General features: G+C 39.2%; 20 protein-coding genes and 1 riboswitch. Of the genes, 4 read left to right on the top strand and 16 right to left on the bottom strand.

Annotated elements, in window-relative coordinates:
• Positions 1-48 precede the first annotated feature (48 nt).
• The 3 genes from SJW71_RS09675 (at position 49) to nspC (ending at position 3,041) form a co-directional block, all read left to right on the top strand.
• The gene (locus tag SJW71_RS09675) at positions 49-255 is read left to right on the top strand and encodes a hypothetical protein (protein WP_274793595.1); all 207 of its coding nucleotides are present in this window, start codon (positions 49-51) and stop codon (positions 253-255) included.
• Positions 256-675: 420 nt separating this feature from the next.
• A complete protein-coding gene (locus SJW71_RS09670; protein ID WP_274793596.1) occupies positions 676-1,905 on the top strand; it encodes a saccharopine dehydrogenase family protein in 1,230 nt (409 codons plus the stop codon).
• Positions 1,902-3,041 (top strand): carboxynorspermidine decarboxylase, encoded by a 1,140-nt coding sequence (gene nspC / locus SJW71_RS09665; protein ID WP_274793597.1) that lies wholly within the window; start codon positions 1,902-1,904, stop codon positions 3,039-3,041. Before SJW71_RS09670 ends, nspC begins: the two co-directional genes overlap by 4 nt.
• 45 nt (positions 3,042-3,086) lie before the next feature.
• Here the strand turns inward: nspC and SJW71_RS09660 are convergent, their stop codons facing one another.
• From SJW71_RS09660 to mce, 6 genes are all read right to left on the bottom strand, one after another.
• Entirely contained in the window at positions 3,087-3,968 is an 882-nt protein-coding gene (locus tag SJW71_RS09660) for an amidase (protein ID WP_431812056.1), read from the bottom strand.
• A 43-nt stretch (positions 3,969-4,011) separates the two neighbouring features.
• A riboswitch (cyclic di-GMP riboswitch) is annotated at positions 4,012-4,103 on the bottom strand.
• Positions 4,104-4,240: 137 nt separating this feature from the next.
• Positions 4,241-4,729, bottom strand: coding sequence for a chemotaxis protein CheW (locus SJW71_RS09655; protein WP_274793599.1), 489 nt, complete (start codon positions 4,727-4,729; stop codon positions 4,241-4,243).
• 25 nt (positions 4,730-4,754) lie between these two features.
• On the bottom strand, positions 4,755-5,870 hold the full coding sequence (locus SJW71_RS09650) for a M20/M25/M40 family metallo-hydrolase (RefSeq protein WP_341386530.1): 1,116 nt from the start codon (positions 5,868-5,870) through the stop codon (positions 4,755-4,757).
• A gap of 136 nt (positions 5,871-6,006) precedes the next feature.
• Entirely contained in the window at positions 6,007-6,960 is a 954-nt protein-coding gene (locus SJW71_RS09645; RefSeq protein WP_274793601.1) for a hypothetical protein, read from the bottom strand.
• A gap of 101 nt (positions 6,961-7,061) precedes the next feature.
• Complete coding sequence (locus tag SJW71_RS09640) at positions 7,062-8,609, bottom strand: acyl-CoA carboxylase subunit beta (protein WP_274793602.1); 1,548 nt, start codon at positions 8,607-8,609, stop codon at positions 7,062-7,064.
• Positions 8,610-8,614: 5 nt separating this feature from the next.
• On the bottom strand, positions 8,615-9,028 hold the full coding sequence (mce, locus tag SJW71_RS09635) for a methylmalonyl-CoA epimerase (protein ID WP_107949440.1): 414 nt from the start codon (positions 9,026-9,028) through the stop codon (positions 8,615-8,617).
• Positions 9,029-9,153: 125 nt separating this feature from the next.
• Between mce and prli42 the strand changes: the two genes are divergently transcribed.
• Positions 9,154-9,249, top strand: coding sequence for a stressosome-associated protein Prli42 (gene prli42, locus SJW71_RS09630; protein WP_155273190.1), 96 nt, complete (start codon positions 9,154-9,156; stop codon positions 9,247-9,249).
• 21 nt (positions 9,250-9,270) lie between these two features.
• On the opposite strand, the gene SJW71_RS09625 is transcribed toward prli42, so the two are convergent.
• The 10 genes from SJW71_RS09625 to SJW71_RS09580 form a co-directional block, all read right to left on the bottom strand.
• Entirely contained in the window at positions 9,271-10,281 is a 1,011-nt protein-coding gene (locus SJW71_RS09625; protein ID WP_274793603.1) for an aromatic acid exporter family protein, read from the bottom strand.
• Between the two features lie 151 nt (positions 10,282-10,432).
• Positions 10,433-10,873, bottom strand: coding sequence for a BrxA/BrxB family bacilliredoxin (locus SJW71_RS09620; protein WP_274793604.1), 441 nt, complete (start codon positions 10,871-10,873; stop codon positions 10,433-10,435).
• 161 nt (positions 10,874-11,034) lie between these two features.
• Positions 11,035-12,132: a methylmalonyl Co-A mutase-associated GTPase MeaB gene (gene meaB / locus SJW71_RS09615; protein ID WP_322605589.1), complete on the bottom strand. Its 1,098-nt coding sequence runs from the start codon at positions 12,130-12,132 to the stop codon at positions 11,035-11,037.
• Positions 12,132-14,285, bottom strand: a complete 2,154-nt coding sequence (gene scpA / locus SJW71_RS09610) for a methylmalonyl-CoA mutase (RefSeq protein WP_431812055.1) — start codon at positions 14,283-14,285, stop codon at positions 12,132-12,134. The genes meaB and scpA overlap by 1 nt, the downstream gene beginning before the upstream one ends.
• Complete coding sequence (locus SJW71_RS09605; RefSeq protein WP_431812054.1) at positions 14,282-15,985, bottom strand: methylmalonyl-CoA mutase family protein; 1,704 nt, start codon at positions 15,983-15,985, stop codon at positions 14,282-14,284. The genes scpA and SJW71_RS09605 overlap by 4 nt, the downstream gene beginning before the upstream one ends.
• A 120-nt stretch (positions 15,986-16,105) precedes the next feature.
• The gene (locus tag SJW71_RS09600; protein ID WP_341386535.1) at positions 16,106-17,449 is read right to left on the bottom strand and encodes a dihydrolipoamide acetyltransferase family protein; all 1,344 of its coding nucleotides are present in this window, start codon (positions 17,447-17,449) and stop codon (positions 16,106-16,108) included.
• Positions 17,450-17,616: 167 nt separating this feature from the next.
• A complete protein-coding gene (locus SJW71_RS09595) occupies positions 17,617-18,600 on the bottom strand; it encodes an alpha-ketoacid dehydrogenase subunit beta (protein ID WP_274793609.1) in 984 nt (327 codons plus the stop codon).
• Positions 18,600-19,616, bottom strand: a complete 1,017-nt coding sequence (locus tag SJW71_RS09590) for a thiamine pyrophosphate-dependent dehydrogenase E1 component subunit alpha (protein WP_274793610.1) — start codon at positions 19,614-19,616, stop codon at positions 18,600-18,602. The genes SJW71_RS09595 and SJW71_RS09590 overlap by 1 nt, the downstream gene beginning before the upstream one ends.
• Before the next feature lie 86 nt (positions 19,617-19,702).
• The gene (gene lpdA / locus SJW71_RS09585) at positions 19,703-21,130 is read right to left on the bottom strand and encodes a dihydrolipoyl dehydrogenase (RefSeq protein WP_322605594.1); all 1,428 of its coding nucleotides are present in this window, start codon (positions 21,128-21,130) and stop codon (positions 19,703-19,705) included.
• A 183-nt stretch (positions 21,131-21,313) separates the two neighbouring features.
• Positions 21,314-22,408 (bottom strand): Leu/Phe/Val dehydrogenase, encoded by a 1,095-nt coding sequence (locus SJW71_RS09580; protein WP_274793612.1) that lies wholly within the window; start codon positions 22,406-22,408, stop codon positions 21,314-21,316.
• Between the last annotated feature and the right edge of the window lie 188 nt (positions 22,409-22,596).

Below are 22,596 nucleotides of genomic sequence, written 5' to 3'. Positions count from 1 at the left end.
TTTCTTCATTTTGAAAGCAAAGTACTTCAACAAATAGGAGGGCTTGCTATGAATAAACGTTTTCATTTTATATCGCTTATTACGGGAAATTTGTTAACAATAGGAGCTATCTTCATTTATACCGTGCATAGTCAAGTGCATGTAGCCCTCAGTACGTATGCTCTAGTGATGGGATTTTTAAGTACATTGCTCGTGATCTTCTTTTATGTTTGGGGAGAGGAGAAGCAACAAATACCAAACCGTTATTTGAAATAATATGCATAAAACTAACTTGACTTGCCATTACTACTATAAAACGTTCCCTTTCTACCTTTAGTGTAAAAGGGATATTTTTATGTAAAGTTAGAAAGCATTAGCTCTTTAAGAATCCTATTTCATTCTTTTATTGATGTTACAGTTATTTTTTAAAGAGATTTAGTCGAACTGCTTCTCCTAACAGAAACATTTTGATATGAGTTGATTTCAATTCATTTTTTTACTAAATAGGCTGATTCGTTTAGTTCTTTTCATTCACAATTGGCTTCTTTTTCGAGGTATTCCCCTCTGATTACGACTAATTGTTGTAGAAAAACAAAATTTTTTGTAGAAAATTTTAAAACAATGATTGAGTACTATATCAAATTTCTGTATAATCAGCTTGTTTGACAATACTTTTATGAACTTGGGGGTAGACAATTGGGTAAAGCATTGATTATCGGAGCTGGCGGAGTTGCCAGTGTTGTGGTACACAAGTGTGTTCAAAATTCGGACGTATTTGAGGAAATTTGTATCGCAAGTAGAACTGTTTCAAAATGTGACGCTCTAAAAGAAAAACTAGACGGCGGAAAAACAAAAATTCATACTGCACAGGTAGACGCAGACAACACAGAAGAGGTTATTGAGCTTATAAAATCTTTCGGACCTGATGTTGTTATTAACGTTGCACTACCTTATCAGGACTTAACGATTATGGATGCTTGCTTAGCGACAGGTGTGCACTATGTGGATACTGCAAACTACGAGCCACCTGAAACGGCTAAATTTGAATATAAATGGCAATGGGCTTATAAAGAGAAGTTTGAAAAAGCTGGCTTAACTGCATTACTTGGTAGCGGTTTCGATCCAGGTGTTACAGGCGTTTTCACAGCTCATGCGCAAAAACATGAATTTGATGAAATCCACTATATCGATATCGTGGATGCAAATGCGGGAGATCATGGTTATCATTTCGCAACAAACTTCAACCCAGAAATTAACATTCGCGAAATTACAGCGAATGGTCGTTACTGGAAAGATGGTGAGTGGGTAGAAACTGCACCACTTGAGAAAAAAGAAGTTTATAACCTACCAGAAATCGGGCCAAAAGATATTTACCTTCTATACCATGAAGAGCTTGAATCACTAGCGAAAAATATCAAAGGTTTAAAACAAATCCGCTTCTGGATGACGTTCTCTGAAAAATACTTAACACACTTAAAAGTATTAGAAAACGTAGGTATGACATCAATTGAGCCGATCGAATTTGAAGGTCAAATGATTCAACCAATTCACTTCCTAAAAGCAGTATTACCAGATCCAGCTTCTCTTGGACCACGTACAAAAGGTAAAACAAATATCGGATGTATCATTCGCGGTCTAAAAGATGGCAAAGAAAAAACGTATTATGTTTACAATGTTTGTGATCACGAAGAGTGCTATAACGAGGTTGGTTCACAAGCGATTTCTTACACAACTGGTGTACCAGCTATGATTGGTGCAATGCTTGTGATGAATGGTCAATGGCGTAAACCGGGTGTTTGGAACGTGGAAGAGTTCGATCCAGATCCATTCATGGATGCACTAAATAAATGGGGTCTACCATGGCAAGAAAGCCATAACCCAGAATTACTTGACCTTGATTTAGATGCAAAGGAATTAAGCCGATGAAACCAATTGATTTTTCAAAAGTTCCATCCCCTTCCTATGTAGTGGATGAACGATTATTAACAAAAAATCTTGAGCTTTTAAAATCAATTCAAGATCGTACAGGCTGCCGAATTTTACTAGCCCTTAAAGGTTTCTCAATGCATTCAACATTCCCTTTAGTTGGGGAATATTTAGCAGGTATTACAGCCAGCTCACTGCATGAGGCACGCCTGGGCTATGAAAAAATGGGCAAGGAAGTTCACGTTTATGCTCCTGCATATATTGAGCATGAAATGGACGAGCTTCTAGGATATGTGGATCACATTGTTTTTAACTCATTTAACCAATGGGCACAGTACAAGGATAAAGTGAAATCTGCAGGTAAAACAATTGAATGTGGTATTCGAGTAAATCCTGAGTACTCTGAAATTGAAACTGCGCTTTACGATCCTTGCTATACAAATTCCCGTCTTGGTACGACTTTAGCTAACTTCGATAAATCACAGCTTGACGGCATTGATGGCTTGCACTTCCATGCGATGTGTGAGCAAAACTCTGATACGTTAGAGCGTATTATTGAAGTAGTAGAAGAAAAGTTTGGTGATGTTTTACACCAAATGAAATGGTTAAACTTTGGTGGTGGCCACCATATTACACGTGAAGATTATGATGTAGAGAAACTTGTTCACATCATTAATTATATTCAAGAAAAGTATAACCTGCTTGTTTACCTAGAGCCAGGTGAAGCAGTAGCGCTTAATACAGGCTATTTAGTCGCTACAGTACTTGATATTCAAAAAAATGGGATGGACCTTGCTATTTTAGATACGTCAGCAACATGTCATATGCCTGACGTACTTGAAATGCCATACCGCCCAATGATCATTGGTTCTGGTCAAGCGAATGAATTCGCACACACATATCGCTTAGGTGGACTTACATGTCTTGCTGGTGATGTGATTGGCGATTATTCGTTTGAAGAGCCATTAAAACCAGGTGATCGACTTGTCTTCACAGATATGGCCCATTATTCAATGGTGAAAAACCATATGTTTAACGGCGTCAACCTCCCTTCTATCGTTTCTTATAATGATGAAGAAGGTATTAAAGTCATTCGTGAATTTAAATTCGAGGACTACAGTGGTCGACTGTCCTAATACCAATAGAAAAGTCCTTCCAGTTTTACACTGGAAGGACTTTTTTTATGGCCGCATGGTCATCCAATTCTCCACATAATGAATGGCTACTCCATGAAAAGCATCGTTATTTGAAAAATGTTGGTGAACAAGTATAAGCTGTTCATTCATATAAGCTTCTCCATTATCATAAAAAGTAATATTTTGCCCTTCCTCTGAAGCGCCTGTTTCTACACCAATTACAATCGATTTATTCACCGTGGAAGCATAAGCAATTTCATGCTCAACAATAGAAATAATATCTTTTGCAGCATCGCGATAGGCCATGATCGTCACACTATCCACATGGTCAATGACCCAATCAGCTAATAACCCTTTTCCAAATTCGTTATGATACTGAACTTCATCAAACCAAAATGGCATATCTACTTCTAAAGTAAGTTGTAACTGATTTGCTTGCTCACTTGCTTTCATTATTAGTGTTTGATAGGATCCTATCGTTTGTGCTTGATGTGAGCTCCATCCACTATTTAAATAAGGTTCAACATCAAGATGAACCCCAGAAAATTGCTCAGATTCAGTTGAATTCTCATTATATGTATGTAACCAATTAAACAACTCGTCTTGGCTTCGACTACCCTCAGCTGAAACCCAGCTTGCAGCACCATCCAATGCATAAATGCGAATACCTTTGTCAGAAGCGTTGCTAATAAACTGCTTATAGTCATCGTTCGCTATGCCTTGATCGATTTGCAGATAAACCTTTTTAACATCGTTATGTTCTAAAAATAATAATATTTTTTCTTGGTCATCCATGATGAGGGATGTATCCCACAGCCACGTAGCCTTTTCCTGTGTAGCCATTGCATCAACCTTTCCACTTGATAAAGCTAATGAACTAATCATGATGACGATTAGTGCTGTCCACAACTTTAATTGTCTCTTCATACAAACTAACTCCATTCTACTCGCCACGGCTCCTAGAACAGAACCTGGCAACCTGACAATCATGCACTGAAAAAATAGTGTTTAGACTCATGGCTTTGCGTCCTTCCCTTTCGGTGAAGTTTGCCTTTTTCAGTTTTTTCTTACTCATTATCATACGCGGCTAGCAACGGTTTGTCTGTAGGTATAATGCATAATTGTCACATGTATGATCAGGTAAAAACGATAAAATACAGGTTAAATTTACTAGTCAAATATAAAAAAACGTAGAGTACTTAAGCCTCTACGTTTTCCTTTTCATTTTCAAGCATTTTGTGTAAATAATCGATAATTTCCCGAATGCCCTCTAATGAATTAACCAGTATTTTTGGATCAACATATGTTATCATACGATTTTCTAGATTAGCTACAGCTGTAAAGTAGCGCGTTTTACTATAATTGACAAGACCCAATTGTTGCAGTATGGAATCATCAAAATCAAGAATTTCACGAGCCTCTGTAACAAGTAATCCATAATTGACAACGTCCGTATTCATCACAATAATACGAGCAGTTGCTGTATTGGAGGAGCGGTTGTATAGTATTCGTTCAAAATCGAGAACGGGTACAAGCTCACCTCGAATTCTTGTAAAGCCTAGAAGATAGTTCGGTAAATGAGGAATAGGTGTTACATGCTCTAATTTTTCAATTGATATCGCTTGCTCTACAGGTACCGCATATTCCTCTGTCCCACAAGCAAAAACGACTGCTTTGACACTTTCCATGCGTTCACATCCTTCTATTCGACTGTTATTTTTTTGCAGATTCCTTGACGATTTCAACGAGTAAATCTGCTAATTTTTCTAATTCTTCGACTGGTATTTTTTCATTTGTTGTATGAATATCCTCGTATCCGACAGATAAATTCACTGTAGGAATACCAAATCCTGCGATCACATTCGCATCCGATCCTCCACCAGAAATACCTAATGTTGGTGTACGGTCAATATTGCGAACAGCTTCCATAGCAACCTGCACAACTTTATCTGTTTCTGTTACACGGAATCCAGGATACATAAGCTTCACTTCCACTTCTGCACGTGCGCCTAATGAAGCGGAAACTTGTTCAAATGTTTCCTGCATATGCTTTGTTTGGGCATCTAATTTAGCTTGATCAATGGAACGTGCTTCAGCTAGAATCGTCACTTCATCACATACGATATTCGTTGCTTGGCCACCTTCGAAGCGTCCAATATTAGCTGTCGTTTCCTCATCTAAACGCCCAAGCTTCATTTGAGCAATACACTTAGATGCTACTGTAATAGCGGAAATACCTTTTTCAGGAGCAACCCCAGCATGTGCCGTTTTGCCAATAATCTTTGCAAAAATTTTCGCTTGGAATGGTGCGGCTGTTACGATCCCACCTACTTTGCCATCACTATCCACCGCAAAGCCATACTTTGCTTTAATGTTAGATGGATCTAACTCTTTAGCACCAGCAAGACCGCTCTCTTCACCAGCGGTAATAATGAATTCTATATCTCCGTGCTCTATATCTTGCTCTTTTAATCGCTTGACCATCTCAAAGAGTGCTGCTAGGCCTGCCTTATCATCAGCACCTAAAATTGTCGTACCATCGGATACGATATAACCATCTTCACGCAGGGATGGTTGAATGCCTTTCCCTGGAACAACTGTATCCATATGAGAAGTAAAATAGATTGGCTCCACATCTAGAGTACCTTTTAAAGTGGCGATAATATTGCCTGCTCCATGTCCATTACGCGTATGTGCATCATCTTGGATGACTGTAAATCCAAGTGCAGTTAATTTATCTACAAGAATTGGTGCAATTACTTGTTCATACTTTGTTTCTGAATCAATTTGAACGAGCTCAAAAAACTCTTCTACTAAACGACTTGTCATGTTGTAAAACTCCCTTAGTTTACGTGTTCTTCCACGTTATAGTATACGTATTATTTTAGCACAACGTCAGAAGAGTTGAAATCACTTGAACAATCCGACAGACTAAAAGTCCGAGAAAAAAATCCTCAGACTTTCCTTAGACATTTAAAATAGCCTCTTTTTCTTCTATTATCGTTTGTAGATAGCTCACTGCTTTGTTATGTTTATCCCGTAAGCGCCAAATTGTATTATGTACATCATCTTGCACACGTGATACCTGTTCCCTTGCAGTTGAAATTTTAGAATGGACAGACCAGGCTGAAAAAATATCATCAAAGAAGTAGTCAGCAAATTTAACGAAACCATCTGTCTCCACATGGAGTGATTTTGTTGACATCTCATGAACATCCAATAATTCATTATGAAAACGTTGCAAGGCAATTTGAGCACTGTGTAAGTAGTTCTCCGATTGATCGAGTGCATCGTGCTTTAAGTGAGTGGCAATGAGTCCACCGCCAAAAAAAGTATCCCAAGTGGAGTATCCGCTGGCAGAATGTAATGAAGCTGCCGCTTGCCCTAGCTTTGTTAAGGCTACTTCTCCTGCTTCCTCAGCTTCTTGGATTTCTGTTATCAGTTGTTTGGTTAACATTTCTTCATTTGCTAAATGCTCTAGTCTAGCTGCTTGTGCTGGATCATGAAGCTGTAAGTACTTGTTCTTTTTTGAAAGTACCTGTTTCAGTGCTTGTTGTAAGGCCACTTCATCTATTTGCGTTAGTTTATGCTTTACTTGAATGTTATCTTCAGTTAAGTCAACTTGCATTTTTTTTGCTTCATTCATCTTTAATTCAAGTACCGCTGCTTTATCAATTTTTTCTGCACGAAGCTCATCTTGTTGTCCAGTCCACGTACGAATCATATTCATAAACGAGAAACTATCTAATTTATCCAGTTTGGATCGAATTTGATTGAGTGCTGCTGTATGTTGGTCTATTTCCTGTTGTGTAAGTTCAATTTGGCTATTCAGTAACTGACTTTGCTCCTTTAATCTGGATGCTTTTCTTAGTTGTGCATGAATCTTTTCTTGCTCTGTTTGTAATTGCTGCCATTCCATTCATCTCAACTCCTCTTATCTATCAGTACGGATGACAAGGAAAAATGTTTCATTTAAAAAAAGAAAAACCTAGTAACTATCACGCTACTAGGTTTGTTTTTTTATAGTGGAATGTTACCGTGTTTTTTCTCTGGACGAGTTTCGTGTTTGTTTGCTAGCATATCTAGTCCTTGAATTAGCTTAATACGAGTATCTCGAGGATCGATAACATCGTCTACCATTCCACGTGAAGCTGCAACATAAGGGTTTGCAAATTTTTCTTTATATTCTTCAATTTTGGCAGCACGTGTCGCTTCTGGGTCATCCGATTTCGCTATTTCACGTGCAAAAATAATGTTCGCGGCACCTGCTGCACCCATAACAGCAATTTCAGCATTTGGCCAAGCAAATACCAGGTCTGCACCAATAGATTTAGAGTTTAAGGCAACGTAAGCGCCTCCATAAGCTTTACGTAAAATAACTGTAATTTTTGGTACTGTCGCTTCTGAATAAGCATAAAGGATTTTCGCACCATGACGAATAATACCGCCATGCTCTTGTTTAACACCTGGGAAGAAGCCAGATACGTCTTCAAATGTGATGATTGGAATATTGTAAGCATCACACGTGCGAATGAAACGAGCCGCTTTATCAGAAGAATCAATATCTAATCCACCTGCAAGTACTTTTGGTTGGTTACAAACAAGTCCAACTGATTCACCAGCAATACGTGCAAAACCAACAACTACGTTTTTTGCAAACTCTGCGTGAACCTCCATGAACGAATCTTCATCCACTACTTGTTCTACAACTCTTCGTACATCATATGGTCGCGTTGTTTCAATTGGCACTGTATCCACGATTTCTGGACGGTAGTCATCCCCTTCAGGACGTGCTTGACGAGGTGCCTTTTCTTTATTATTTTGTGGTAAATAGCTTAATAGTTTCTTAATTTGATCAATTGCTTCTTCTTCAGATGGTGCGCGGAAATGAGCGTTTCCACTTACTGCATTATTGACTTTTGAACCACCTAAATCTTCAGCGGAGATTTTCTCACCCGTTACGGTTTCGATTACTTTAGGTCCTGTAATGAACATTTGAGATGTTTTATCAACCATTAGGATAAAGTCAGTAATAGCCGGAGAATATACCGCTCCACCAGCACATGGTCCCATAATAACAGAGATTTGCGGAATCACCCCTGAATAAATCGCATTACGGTAGAAAATGTGACCATAACCATCAAGAGAAAGAACACCCTCTTGGATACGTGCGCCACCTGAATCATTGATGCCGATAAATGGTGTACCATTTTTCGCAGCTAGGTCCATTACCGTCGCCATTTTTTTCGCATGCATTTCACCAAGAGCTCCACCAAACACTGTGAAATCTTGAGAGAATAAGTATACAGGACGGCCATTGATTTTTCCGAAACCGGTTACAACACCATCACCAGGACCTTCCATTTTGTCCATCCCGAAATCTACTGTACGATGCGTAATAAATGGATTGATTTCAAAAAATGTGCCATCATCTAGCAATAATTCAATACGTTCACGAGCTGTTAATTTTCCTTTTTCGTGCTGTTTGTCGATGCGCTCATAGCCACCACCAAGTTCAATTACCGTCTTACGATCATATAAATCATTGATTTTGTCGAACATATCCATATTGATCACTTATCCCCTTTTCCACTTTTATCACATAATTCATATAACACACCGAATGAAGATTTCGGATGCATGAACGCAACCTCTGCACCACCAGCACCTGGCCCTGGCTCGTCGGATAATAGACGTACACCTTTCTCCCGAAGCTCTGCCATACGCTCACGAATTCCTGTTACTCCAAAGGCCACATGATGAATGCCTTCTCCACGTTTCTCAATAAATCCATGAATGGCGCTCTTTTCACTCATTGGTTCTAATAGCTCTATTTTTACGTTGCCTGCGTCGATAAATGCCACACGAACCTGTTGAGATTCTACTTCTTCTACTTTCAACAACTTTAAACCTAAAGTTTCTGTATAATATGTAATGCGTTCATCAAGATCGCGCACCGCAATCCCAATATGGTCTACTTTCTCCATGGTGACATCTCCTTCTGTTATGGTACATACTCTATTTTACAGACTTTTTTGTCAAAACTCTACTACTTGAGAAATTTTTCAGATTTGCTAAACTATTTATAAGAAAAGAAGGAGCGAACGAGCATATGAGTAATAAAAAGTTTCAAAAAATTGTTGTTTATAGCATGATAGCGATTATGCTAATCTCATCTCTAGCATTCGGATTATCTATGCTAGTTTAAGGCAAGGCACAAGCGTCCACACTACTGTGGGCGCTCTTTTTTGACCTTTAAACCCTTAAATGATTGCTTTATTTCTAAATACCTGTCCATTTCCTCTATAAACTGATAGAGGGCTGCCTGGGCGATAAATTGCTCATGATTTTGTGGTAAAGGTAACTGTGAAAAATCATGTTTAACCTGCTCTAACTTTTCTCGATAATGTCGCGCTGTATTTCCAGAGTGAACATGCTCACCAAGGTCTTGTAAAAAATCTGCCACAATTTCAGCCTCTTGTACTATAACAGGTAATGTTGTAATTTTTGGAAGTACTCTTTCAATAATTTCTAACTGCCGCTCACGCATATCAAAATACTTGTAGTAATCATTTTTTCGTCTCATAAAATGATTTTCAACATCTTTAAATGCTAAAGACTTGGCATCATCTAATGTTTTTATCGCTTCTATGATTTCATGCCCATCCCACAGCATATCTCCTTGTCGTAAATAGCTTGCAATTTCTATAAAAATCTTACTATAAAGCTCCTCAATTTTAACTCTATAGTAATTTAATTCCTTTTGAATGTCTGGCATATACATATTAATGGCAATTCCCGTTCCATAACCGATAGCCATTAATGCTAATTCATTATAAACAAGTGCCAGCGAAAAACCTTCAGCAGCGTATATATGCATAATAATGACGACACTGGAAATAAATCCGTCTGCAACTTTTAACGACACGATGGTTGGTATAAACAGTATTAACATACCCGCTAATGTAAGTGGATGATAAGCAAAAAGCTCAAAGCTCACAAAAGCAAAAATCATCGCAATAATACTTGAGACCAATCGTGTATATGCTGCATAAATGGATTTCTTTTTCGTAGGCTGCACACATAATATGGTTAGAATACCAGCAGATGCATACGAGGCTAAATCAAAATATTGAGCAATGGCAATTGCAATTGCTGCACCGATTGCTGTTTTTAACGTTCGATAGCCGATTGAAAACTTCTTCAGGCCGACTGCCTCCCATCCTTTAGTACTCTTCACTCATATAGCTAATCATTTAGCCAATATTACAAAAATTTTAATAATAACGGAACTCACTATATATGGAGATAAGTAGGTAGCCTACATAGATAAAGTTATCTATGTGGCTATTCTACTTACATTTAATGATTTTTCTTATACAAGAATAGAATTACAGTTCGTCACAGTATTCTTCAAAGTTAGCTTGTAAATTTGTTACAACTGACATTGGGTCATGCCCTTCGATTTCATAGCGACCAACTTCGGCTACTACTTGTCCATCCTTTAAAAGCACGAATGATGGTGAAGAAGGTAAGTGATCTTCCCCGAAATGATAACGTGCTGCTGCAGTAGCTTCTTTATCTTGCCCTGCAAATACTGTTACTAAATGATCTGGGCGTTTATCGTAATGTACGCATTGTGCAGCTGCTGGACGAGCAATACCACCCGCACAACCACATACTGAGTTAACCATAACTAATGTAGTACCTGGGCGAGCAAACGCCTCTTCAACAGCTTCTGGTGTTTTAAGTTGTTCGTAACCAGCTGCCTCAATTTCAGCACGTGCTGTTTTTAAAATTTCCTGCATAAATAAATCGTAATCCATATTCATATAGCGATAGCTCCTTTCAAGTCGGCGTCATTTTAGCTTTATTTTATATAGTTGGTATTTGACGCTCATACATCTCTTATCATAGCAGTTTGCAAAGAATTTGTGCACCTTCTTGCTCAACACAAATCACTTGATTTTACTAAGATTTCAATATGACTAGTTTACTTGTCTTCCTGCTCTTCGCTAAATAAACGATCAACACCCTGTGTGACTGTCAATTGTCCGCTTAAAATTTGGCGTTCAAGCAGCTGTACATGGGCTTTTCGCTGTGGATTCCCATAAAATAAATCAATTAGATGATCAGTAATCATAGATTGGAACCACTCTTTTGTTTGATTTTGACGTCGAGTAGCCCAATATTGATTGTCTTCCACAATTTGTTTGAATTGTTCAATTGTCGCCCAAACCTTATCAAGTCCCCGTTTTTCTAGTGAACTCACTGGCATCGATGTTGACATCCAACCAGGTGTGGCAGGCTGTAAAAAATGTAAAATTTGCTTATACTCTGCAACTGTTTTTTTGGCTAAACGAACATTATCACCATCAGCTTTATGCACGATAATGGCATCCGCTAATTCCATGATTCCTTTTTTCATGCCTTGCAGCTCATCGCCAGCCCCTGTTAAAACGAGTAATAGGAAGAAATCAACCATCCCACGGACATAGGTTTCACTTTGCCCAACACCAACAGTCTCAATTAAGATCACATCATAGCCAGCCGCTTCACAAACTAACATTGTTTCACGTGTCTTTTTATGAACACCCCCTAGGGTACCTGCTGATGGGGATGGACGGACAAATGCAGTAGGCTTCTTGACGAGCTCCTCCATGCGCGTTTTATCCCCAAGAATACTTCCTCCGGATAATGAAGAGCTTGGATCAATCGCAAGGACAGCAACTCGTTTCCCCATTTCACAAAGCATTGTTCCGAAAGCTTCAATGAAGGAACTCTTCCCTGCTCCTGGAACACCTGTAATGCCTATTCGAATACTATTCCCTGTATGCGGGAGAAGCTCCTGTAATAGCTCTTGTGCTTGCACTTTATGGGTTGCATTAGAGCTTTCTATGAGGGTAATGGCTTTTGACAAATGGGTGCGAGAGCCCGCACGTACCTGTTGTGCAAGCTCTCGTATATTCAAATTGTCGGCCTTTTTCTTTCGGAATTTTTTCGGTGTACCATATTGCATACCGTCGTGAGTTGCCTCGACTCCGTCCATGACAAATAGCGCACTGTCTTCCATTTCTTTATTTTTGTCCATTATTCAGACACTTCCTCATAGCCTAAACGTTTGTAGATTTCCTCTATAATTTTTTGTGCGGATACAGGAATTACTGTACCTGGTCCAAAAATAGCTACTGCGCCGGTATTATAAAGGAATTCATAATCTTGCGCTGGAATAACACCGCCAACGATAATGATAATATCTCCACGTCCTAATTTTTCAAGCTCTGCAACCAATTCAGGGACCAATGTTTTATGACCTGCTGCTAGAGATGATACCCCAATGACATGAACATCATTTTCAACAGCCATTTGAGCTGCCTCGGCTGGTGTCATAAATAATGGTGAAATATCCACATCAAAGCCTAAATCAGCATAGCCTGTTGCAACAACTTTAGCACCACGGTCATGTCCATCTTGTCCCATTTTGGCTACTAAAATACGTGGACGACGACCTTCATTTTCAAGGAATTCTTCTGTCATTTGTTTTACTTCTGCAATTTGCTCCTCATCAGAGAAGTTTGCAGAGTAAACACCAGAAATAGAGCGAATTACGGCCTTATGACGTCCAGAAACCGCTTCGATGGCATCAGAAATTTCACCTAAAGAGGCACGTGCACGCGCTGCATCCACTGCAACAGCAAGTAAGTTTTCTTCCCCATCTTGAGCAGCTTTCGTTAAACGAGCTAAATGTTTTTGCACTTCCGCTTCATTTCGAGCTGCCTTCATTGCTTCTAAACGTTCAATTTGCTTTTGGCGTACAATTGTATTATCGATATCGAGAATATCAATTGGCTCTTCTTTTGCTAAACGATATTTATTTACCCCGACAATGGTTTCCGTTTTAGAGTCGATTTTCGCCTGACGTTTAGCCGCAGCTTCCTCGACTTTCATTTTTGGAAGTCCAGTTTCTATTGCTTTGGCCATTCCGCCAAGGGCTTCAATTTCTTCGATTAGTGCCCAAGCGGAATTTGTGATTTCGTCTGTTAATTTCTCGACGTAGTATGAACCACCCCACGGATCAATCACTTTCGTCATCGCTGTTTCTTCTTGTAAAAATAGCTGAGTATTACGAGCGATACGGGCAGAGAAATCGGTTGGAAGGGCAATTGCTTCATCTAGTGCGTTCGTATGAAGAGATTGTGTATGCCCCATCGCAGAAGCATTCGCTTCGATTAGCGTACGTGCAACATTATTAAATGGATCTTGCTCGGTTAAAGACCAACCAGATGTTTGTGAATGTGTTCGCAATGCTAATGTTTTTGGATTTTTCGGATTAAACGTTGACATCATCTGTGCCCAAATACGACGTGCTGCGCGCATTTTAGCAACTTCCATGTAATAGTTCATGCCAATTGCCCAGAAGAACGATAGTCGAGGCGCAAATGCATCAATATCAATCCCTGCTTTTAACCCTGTACGTACATATTCCAAGCCATCTGCTAATGTATACGCAAGCTCAATGTCATTTGTTGCGCCTGCTTCTTGAATATGGTAACCAGAAATCGAAATAGAGTTAAATTTAGGCATATACTTTGCTGTATATTCAAAAATATCAGCAATAATTTTCATCGACATAGCTGGTGGGTAAATATATGTATTACGCACCATGTATTCTTTTAAAATATCGTTTTGAATCGTACCTGCTAATTTCTCTGGAGTTACCCCTTGCTCTTCCGCTGCTACAATATAGAATGCAAGAACTGGTAATACTGCTCCATTCATTGTCATAGAAACGGACATTTGGTCTAACGGTATTTGATCGAAAAGGATTTTCATATCCTCAACAGAATCGATAGCTACACCAGCTTTCCCTACATCCCCCGTTACACGTGGATGATCTGAGTCATAGCCTCGGTGTGTTGCTAAGTCGAATGCTACAGAAAGCCCTTTTTGCCCCATTGCCAAGTTTCGTTTGTAAAAGGCATTAGATTCTTCAGCAGTTGAAAAACCTGCATATTGTCGAACTGTCCACGGACGAGCTACATACATGGTAGGGTATGGACCACGTGTATTAGGTGCAATACCAGCTACGTCGTTTAAATGTTTAGCTTCCTTAATATCTTCTTTTGTATAGATATCTTTAATTTCAATTCCTTCATTCGTCATAAATTTGTCTTCAGACGCTTGAGGTGCTTCAGTTGTTAAAACTTTTTCTATTTCTACTGCATTAAAATTTGGCTTGCTCATCGTTGGACCTCCTTCATGCTCGCGAACACAGACTGTAATTTTTCAATGATGTTCTGTCCTGCGAAAATAAAGCCGTTTAAGCCATTTGCTAACCATACTTCTTCTTCGTCTTTAAATTTACCAGCAACATCTACTATCACATCTGCTGGTTTATTAGCTAAAATGGCTGGTACAAGCTCTTTTGTATCTTCATCATTACCTGCAATCACCACATATCTAGCCTCTGTTGCCTTTAGCCATGCTACTGCCTCTTCAACAGTTGTTACTGGCTCGCTTTTTTCGGGAACTAGGCCAACCGTATTTAAGAAACCAGCTACAAAATCGGCACGTGGCTTAGCGCTTTTTAATGTACCTATTGCTAGAATGCCTGTTTGGACATGGGCTGCTGTCATTTTTCCACGCAGATTTTCAAATGGAATGGCGATACGCTTAATGTCAGCAAATAATGGATTTGTTTCCTGTTCAAGGGCATCGGCTGGATTAGCATAAATGTTTGTTCCAATTAATGATTGCTTGCGTGTTTCTGCAGCATTTATACGAGTTCGATAGGATTTTTCTATTTCCTCTGCCAGTTTACCAGATGCTGTGTATTCATCAATTCCACCAGCTGCCTCAATTTCTAAAAATAATGCCCATGCTTCTTTCACAAAGTCCGCTGTTAACGACTCAATGAAATAAGAACCACCTGCAGGATCAGTTACTTTTAGGACATTTGTTTCTTCTTTTAAAATTAATGATACATTACGGGCAATACGAATAGATTGCTCCGTAGGCTTCGTTAATACATCATGTGGATGAACAGTAAAGAGATCGGCACCACCGATTAATCCCGAAAGCGCTTCATTTGAAGAACGCAATAAATTGACATAAACATCTAATTTAGAAAAGCTTCTTAACGATGTCTCGGCAACTGTTGGGATTTTTACATTGTTTGACACACCATAAGCAGATGAGAACGCTTTCCAAAGTACTTTAAAAGCACGAAGTTTTGCAATCTCCGTAAAGAATTGTGTATCAATAGCAAACGAGACAAAAAACTTCTTCGAAAAGGCTTCAAAGCTATCTTCCTGCTCGGCAAATTTTGCTGCTAATGCAAGTGCATAGGCTAATTCTTGTACTGCATTGGCACCTTCATTATGATAAACAGTTGTATCTGCACTGACTGAGCGCACGCTCGGAAAAGCACCTAAAGAAATAGGATCTTTCGAAACAATGAATCCTTTAACTGCCTCTCGTTGATCCTCTACTATATGATCGAATACTGCTAATAATGGGTCTTTTGAATTTTGAATAGTAATTTTAAATGAATATTCAGAGAAATATGATGCTAATTTGACCAATACTTCTTCTGTCCAAACAAAATTCACACGGCTATCAATCGTAATAATTTCATTGCCTCGTGCTAAACTATCTTCAAGTTGAGCAAAAAAAGCTTCACTTGTATCAGCATGAATTTGCTGTGCCACCTGAAAAACTTGATTATTTTGTTGGGAACGGATTGTGGCAACTTGTAAATCAAGCTCTTCGCCAAGCTTTGCTACTAAGCTTTCTTGTGTGTAAAGTGGCTGTAGTGTAACACCTTCATTTGTTTTCGTAAATAGTGACTCAAATGGTTTCCCTTTTAAAGCTTTGATTGCTGCATCTTGCCAGTCTGAATAGGCTGGTATTTCAAATTCAATATTTTTCATGTTGTTTGACATGCGGACGCTAATCAGCTTCCCCCCTTAGTAGTTTCTATTTGTTATTCTACATGACAAATAGCGACTCGAAAAGCATAAAAAAAATCGGAAACCTTTATACAGCAGGTTTCCGACGAGTCATCAGTAGACTGACGTTGAAGATTTATTCGTATTTTCGAGTATTTCTTTTACTCTATTTAGGAATTTGCCACATACAAGTCCATCAAGTACTCGATGATCTAATGATAAACATAAATTCACAATATCACGAGCAGCAAACATTCCACCTGGTAAAACAACTGGTTTCTTTACAATACTTTCCACTTGTAAAATTGCTGCTTGTGGGTAATTGATAATACCCATTGATTGAACTGAGCCAAATGCTCCCGTATTATTAACTGTAAATGTACCACCTGTGATGTCATCCATTGCCAATTTCCCTGTACGAACTTTTACTGCAAGCTCATGGATTTCTTTAGCAATTCCTTTAATGGATTTCTCATCAGCGTGTTTTATAACAGGGACAAATAAGGCATCATCTGTCGCTACCGCAATCGAGATATTGATGTCATGCTTTTGGATAATTTTATCTTCTGCCCACATTGAATTCAACATTGGGAACTCCTTCAAGGCTTGAGCAACTGCTTTTACAAAGAAGGCGAAATATGTAAGATTAAAGCCTTCTTTTTGCTTAAATTCATTCTTTAAGCTATCACGGTAAGCTACTAAATCTGTTACATCCACTTCCATCATCATCCAAGCATGTGGCGCTTCATGAACGCTTCTTACCATATTATTTGCAATCGCACGGCGCACTTTCGTCACTGGAATTTCAATATCTCCTGGGTGAACAGGTTGTGCTGGTGCTGCTGGTTTTTCTGCTTGTTGCTGCTGAGCTGGTGCTACAGTAGCATCTGATGTTGTTTGAACAGCTGATGGTGCTGGCACGACATCATTTGCTGTTGGAATATTGCCAGTTTCAATGAGCTTAAGCAGATCTTTTCTTGTAATACGACCACCCTCGCCTGTTCCTGTTACTTGATCGAGTGCAATATCATGCTCCTGGGCAAGACGAAGAACAGCTGGTGAGTAGCGCACTTTATCTTTGCGTACTTCTTTTGGCGTAGCTGAAGGCGTAGGAGCTGGTTGAGGTGCCTCCTGCTTCTTTTGAACCCCTGCATTTAAAATAGCTGAGCTTACTGAAGATTTTTTTTCTTGAGGCGGTGGTGGTAATTCACCTTCCCCTGCTATTTCAATAGAGCATACGACGGCTCCAACTGGTAATGTTTGACCTTCTTGCGCGATAAGCTCCGTAATAACCCCTTCAAATGAGGATGGGATTTCTGCATTTACCTTATCTGTTACGACCTCTGCTAGTGGATCATATTTTTTAACTGTATCTCCAGGCTTTACAAGCCATTTTTCAATTGTACCTTCTGTTACACTTTCACCGAGTTGAGGCATTGTAATATTTTGAACTGACATCCTTTATTCCTCCCATCAATTAAGCCTAGGCGTCATTGTATCTGATGTCGCGCTAAATCATAAAACATAGATAGGCAACAAGACAGATTTTGACTATTTTATGATCAAGTCAAAATCTGTACTTCCGTCTAAGGCTTTCATTTTTTTAAACAGCCTTGTGTGATTTACTAAAATGCCGCAAGTTCTCGCATTGCACGTTCAACTTTTTCAGGATTAATCATAAAATATTTCTCCATTGTTGGTGCATATGGCATAGCTGGCACATCAGGTCCTGCTAGACGTTGAATTGGTGCATCAAGCTCAAATAAACAATGTTCTGCAATAATTGCTGCAACTTCACTCATGATACTGCCTTCTTTATTATCCTCTGTAACAAGTAAAACTTTTCCTGTTTTACTTGCTGCTTCAATAATCGCCTCTTTATCAAGTGGATAAACAGTACGTAGATCAAGAATATGAGCAGAAATACCATCAGCAGCAAGACGTTCCGCTGCTTGTAGAGCAAAATGTACAGCTAAACCATAGGTAATAACTGTTACATCATCCCCTTCACGTTTCACATCTGCCTTACCAATAGGTAATGTGTAATCGTCTAATGGTACTTCACCTTTAATTAAACGGTACGCACGTTTATGTTCGAAAAATAATACCGGATCCTCATCACGAATAGCTGCTTTCAGCAGGCCCTTTGCATCATAGGGTGTTGATGGAATGACAATTTTCAAACCAGGTGTACCAGCAAAAAGTGCTTCTACAGATTGTGAATGATAAAGCGCCCCATGAATGCCACCGCCAAATGGTGCACGGATGACCATTGGACATGACCAGTCATTATTAGAACGGTAACGAATTTTAGCTGCCTCCGAGACGATTTGGTTAACAGCTGGCATAATGAAATCGGCAAATTGCATTTCAGCGATTGGACGCATGCCATACATCGCAGCCCCGATACCTACCCCAGCTATAGCACTTTCTGCAAGAGGTGTATCAAGGACGCGGTATTCACCAAACTGATCATACAGACCCGTAGTTGCTTTAAATACACCGCCCTTACGACCAACATCCTCCCCTAAAATGAAAACACGTTCATCACGTTCCATCTCTTCCTTCATTGCCAATGTAATCGCATCAATATAAGACATTACTGCCATTACACGTCACCTCCGTCCACTGGTGCATAAACATATTTAAGTGCATGCTCTGGTTGTGCATATGGAGCCGCTTCTGCATAATCTGTTGCTTCATTAACTTCAGCCATAACACGCTCTTCAATTTCAGTTCGTATTGCTTCTGTCATAACGCCAGCATCCATTAAATACTTTTCGAATAATAGAATCGGATCTTTAGCCTTACCTTCAGCAATATCTTCAGCCGTACGATATTGACGGTCATCATCATCTGATGAATGGGCTGTTAAACGATATGTTACCGTTTCAATTAAGCTTGGCCCTTCCCCATTACGTGCGCGGTCTGCGGCTTCTTTCACCACTTTATACACTTGTAACGGATTTTTCCCATCAACTGTCACTCCAGGCATTCCGTAGCCAATTCCACGATCAGATACTTTGGCACAGCCTAATTGACGTTCTACGGGTACAGAAATAGCATATTGATTGTTTTCTACCATAATAATAACTGGTAGCTTATGAACACCTGCAAAGTTTGCTCCTTCATGGAAGTCCCCTTGATTGGATGAGCCTTCACCAAGCGTAACGAAAGAAACAAAATCTTCTTTTTGTAGACGTCCAGCCAGTGCAACACCAACTGCATGTGGAACTTGCGTTGTAACAGGAGATGACCCTGTTAAAATACGATTTTTCTTTTGACCAAAGTGACCTGGCATTTGACGACCACCAGAGTTTGGATCTTCTGCTTTTGCAAAAGCAGACAACATCAATTCTTTTGGTGTCATTCCAAAATGTAATACAACACCCATATCACGATAATAAGGTGCGATATAATCCTTGTTTTTATCAAGTGCAAAGGCTGCTCCTACTTGTGCGGCCTCCTGCCCTTGACAGGAAATAACAAACGGAATTTTACCAGAACGGTTTAATAACCACATACGCTCATCTAATCTTCTGGCCATTAACATTGTTTCGAACATAGCAAGTACATCTTCATTTGACAAACCTAATTCTTCATGTTTGATTTGAACATCTTGCATACGAACACCCCTTTCGTATTATAGAGAAATAACTATCTTATCCTATATCCCCACTTTTGGATAGTTTAGCTAAGAAATTCAGAAAATTAAAAATGGATAGCACGATCATCTACTGCCAAAGCAGATTCCACTAAAACCTCATTTAAGGATGGATGTGGATGAATAGCCTGACTAATTTCCCAAGGTGTGGCATCCAATAATTTCGCTAACGATGCTTCCCCAATTAAATCTGTTACATGCGGTCCTACCATATGAATACCTAAAATATCATCTGTTTCTTTATCAGCGATTATTTTGACAAAGCCCTCAGTCTCTCCATTTACAAGAGCCTTACCAATGGCCTTAAACGGAAACTTACCGATTTTTAAAGAATGGCCACGCTCTTTTGCAGCACCTTCTGTTAAACCAATGCTTGCAACCTCTGGATAAGAATAAACGCATTTCGGTACATTGAGAGCATCCAATGTCTTTGTTTTACCTGTCGCTATGTGCTCAATGGCTGATAGACCTTCATGAGAGGCAACATGTGCTAATTGTAAGCCACCAATGACATCTCCAATGGCATACATATGGGATTCCTTTGTTTGATAAGAATCATTCACTTTAATAAAGCCGTTTTCAACTTCGATTTCCGTATTTTCTAACCCGATACCTTGCGTATTCGCTTCACGTCCTACACAAAGTAATAATTTATCCGCCTCAAATATTTCTTCCTGATCATTCACTTTCGCCGAAATGAAAACGTTATCATTTTCAATTTTGAAGGTAGTAGTATCTAATCGAGCATTCGTAACGATCCGAACACCTCGTTTTTCAAGTTGCTTCGTCACTTCTTTTACAACGTCTGCATCTTCCGCAGGTAAAATAGATGGACCATATTCTACAACCGTTACATATACACCAAAATCACAAAGCATAGATGCCCACTCAATGCCAATTACTCCGCCACCGACGATTAATAATGATTTTGGCAAGCTTGCTAACTCTAAGGCATGATCTGAATTTAGTACGTATTGCCCATCAACTGTTAAACCGGCCATCCCTCGAGGCTTCGAGCCAGTTGCGATCACAACATTTGTAGGAACAAGCATTTCATTCTCATCACCATTGGACATTTCAACAGAAATTGTGCCTGGCATTGGTGAGAAAATAGATGGTCCTAAAATTCGCCCTGTACCGTGATAAACATCTATTTTGCCTTTTTTCATCAGTGTATTCACACCTTGGCTTAATTGCTCTACGATTGCTTGTTTTCTAGCTTGAACTTTGTCAAATTGAAGTGTCACGCCTGCAATATCGACACCATATTCACTAGCCGTTTTATTGGCCATTCGATATACTTCTGCACTTCGAAGTAAGGCTTTACTCGGAATACAGCCTTTATGCAAGCAGGTACCACCTAAACGCTCACGTTCAACAATTGCTGTTTTCAAACCTAGCTGCGCAGCTCGGATGGCTGCAACATATCCGCCTGTACCGCCACCTAGAATGACAACATCATAATTTTGAGCCATGTTTATTCCCCCTTTTGAGAAAAGTGCTAAAGTCTTTATTTACTTAACAATCACTTTGCCAATTTTTTAACGTCCGTTTTTGCTACAGAAAAACTTTAGCTTCACTTTATTCATGGTCTTTTTTCTTGTTGAAAATTAGAAGAAGTCGACAATGCGACTTCTATAATGTTTTTACTGTGTCTATTAGCGACCGTGTAAAATATTTTTTTCATTTTTTAAGAATTGGCTACGAGATTTTGCTACGCGAGCAATGCGTTCCTCTGCTAAGCGATTCGCTGCCACATATGTTGGAATGCCATCTCGTTTTGAAATCGCAAAGATTTTTTCAATACTATCATAAATTCCATCCACGCGTTTCATTGCACGTTCACGATTATAACCATATAATTCATCTGCAACGTTAATAACGCCACCAGCATTGATAACATAGTCTGGCGCATAAACAATACCTAATTCATGTAGATAGTCACCATGACGTGAATCTTTTAATTGGTTATTAGCAGAACCAGCAATTACTTTCGCTTTTAATTGTGGAATTGTTTCATCATTTAAAATGGCACCTAAAGCACAAGGTGAGAAAATATCAACTTCCTGTGCATATATTTCGTCTGGTGCTACAGCCATCGCATCAAAGTCATTGACAACTCGGTCAATTGCAGCTTGATTGATATCTGTTACAACAAGTTTTGCCCCTTCATTATGTAAATACTCGCAAAGCTTGTAGGCTACATTTCCTAGACCTTGTACAGAAATTTTTAATCCTTCTAATGAATCGGAACCGAATGCTTCTTTTGCAGCCGCTTTCATACCACGGTAAACCCCATAAGCTGTTACAGGTGATGGATTACCTGAAGAACCGAATGCAGGAGAAATTCCTGTTACATAATTTGTTTCCTCATGGATTAAATCCATATCTGAAACAGTTGTACCTACATCTTCAGCAGTAATATAACGTCCATTTAATCCTTGGATGAAACGACCTAACGCACGGAACATTTCTTCGTTTTTATCTTTAAATGGGTCTCCAATAATAACCGTTTTTCCACCGCCAAGGTTTAAACCAGCTGCAGCATTTTTGTAAGTCATTCCTCGTGCTAAACGCAACGCATCTTCAATAGCATTTTCTTCCGATGCATATGTCCACATTCGTGCTCCACCTAGTGCTGGTCCTAGTGTTGTATCATGGATAGCGATAACCGCTTTTAACCCTGATGCTTCATCTTGGCAAAATACCAATTGTTCATAATCATACTTTTCCATATACTTGAAGATTTCCATGAAACTCGCCCCTTTGCTTTGGAAAGTGCATCCCCAAATGCCCATCCCATCATGTTTTGTCTAACAATCTATTCCTCTTAGCGTTCTCTCTTAACTAGCTCTGAACCCCTCTTATTCAGTAGGTGTTTAGACCCCAATGCTTGAAGAAAAAATTGTTTAGTAATGGATAATATTGCTCCACTTATTTT

Origin of the sequence: Lysinibacillus sp. FW12, from assembly GCF_050817245.1 — a bacterium.
GTDB lineage: Bacteria > Bacillota > Bacilli > Bacillales_A > Planococcaceae > Lysinibacillus > Lysinibacillus irui.
Note: the sequence above shows the minus strand (reverse complement) of the source record. Positions and strands in the feature narration are given on the sequence as shown.

Bases quoted from the DNA above. Each gene is read 5' to 3' on its own strand.
- SJW71_RS09595 (WP_274793609.1), bottom strand. From the start codon at position 18,600: ATGGCAGTAATGTCTTATATTGATGCGATTACATTGGCAATGAAGGAA.
- SJW71_RS09590 (WP_274793610.1), bottom strand. From the start codon at position 19,616: ATGCAAGATGTTCAAATCAAACATGAAGAATTAGGTTTGTCAAATGAA.
- SJW71_RS09620 (WP_274793604.1), bottom strand. From the start codon at position 10,873: ATGAATATGGATTACGATTTATTTATGCAGGAAATTTTAAAAACAGCA.
- SJW71_RS09645 (WP_274793601.1), bottom strand. From the start codon at position 6,960: ATGGAATGGCAGCAATTACAAACAGAGCAAGAAAAGATTCATGCACAA.
- lpdA (WP_322605594.1), bottom strand. From the start codon at position 21,130: ATGGCTCAAAATTATGATGTTGTCATTCTAGGTGGCGGTACAGGCGGA.
- SJW71_RS09675 (WP_274793595.1), top strand. From the start codon at position 49: ATGAATAAACGTTTTCATTTTATATCGCTTATTACGGGAAATTTGTTA.
- meaB (WP_322605589.1), bottom strand. From the start codon at position 12,132: ATGGACAAAAATAAAGAAATGGAAGACAGTGCGCTATTTGTCATGGAC.
- scpA (WP_431812055.1), bottom strand. From the start codon at position 14,285: ATGAGCAAGCCAAATTTTAATGCAGTAGAAATAGAAAAAGTTTTAACA.
- prli42 (WP_155273190.1), top strand. From the start codon at position 9,154: ATGAGTAATAAAAAGTTTCAAAAAATTGTTGTTTATAGCATGATAGCG.
- SJW71_RS09650 (WP_341386530.1), bottom strand. From the start codon at position 5,870: ATGACAAGTCGTTTAGTAGAAGAGTTTTTTGAGCTCGTTCAAATTGAT.
- SJW71_RS09640 (WP_274793602.1), bottom strand. From the start codon at position 8,609: ATGGATATGTTCGACAAAATCAATGATTTATATGATCGTAAGACGGTA.
- SJW71_RS09655 (WP_274793599.1), bottom strand. From the start codon at position 4,729: ATGGAAAGTGTCAAAGCAGTCGTTTTTGCTTGTGGGACAGAGGAATAT.
- SJW71_RS09605 (WP_431812054.1), bottom strand. From the start codon at position 15,985: ATGTCAAACAACATGAAAAATATTGAATTTGAAATACCAGCCTATTCA.
- nspC (WP_274793597.1), top strand. From the start codon at position 1,902: ATGAAACCAATTGATTTTTCAAAAGTTCCATCCCCTTCCTATGTAGTG.
- SJW71_RS09580 (WP_274793612.1), bottom strand. From the start codon at position 22,408: ATGGAAATCTTCAAGTATATGGAAAAGTATGATTATGAACAATTGGTA.
- SJW71_RS09600 (WP_341386535.1), bottom strand. From the start codon at position 17,449: ATGTCAGTTCAAAATATTACAATGCCTCAACTCGGTGAAAGTGTAACA.
- SJW71_RS09660 (WP_431812056.1), bottom strand. From the start codon at position 3,968: ATGAAGAGACAATTAAAGTTGTGGACAGCACTAATCGTCATCATGATT.
- mce (WP_107949440.1), bottom strand. From the start codon at position 9,028: ATGGAGAAAGTAGACCATATTGGGATTGCGGTGCGCGATCTTGATGAA.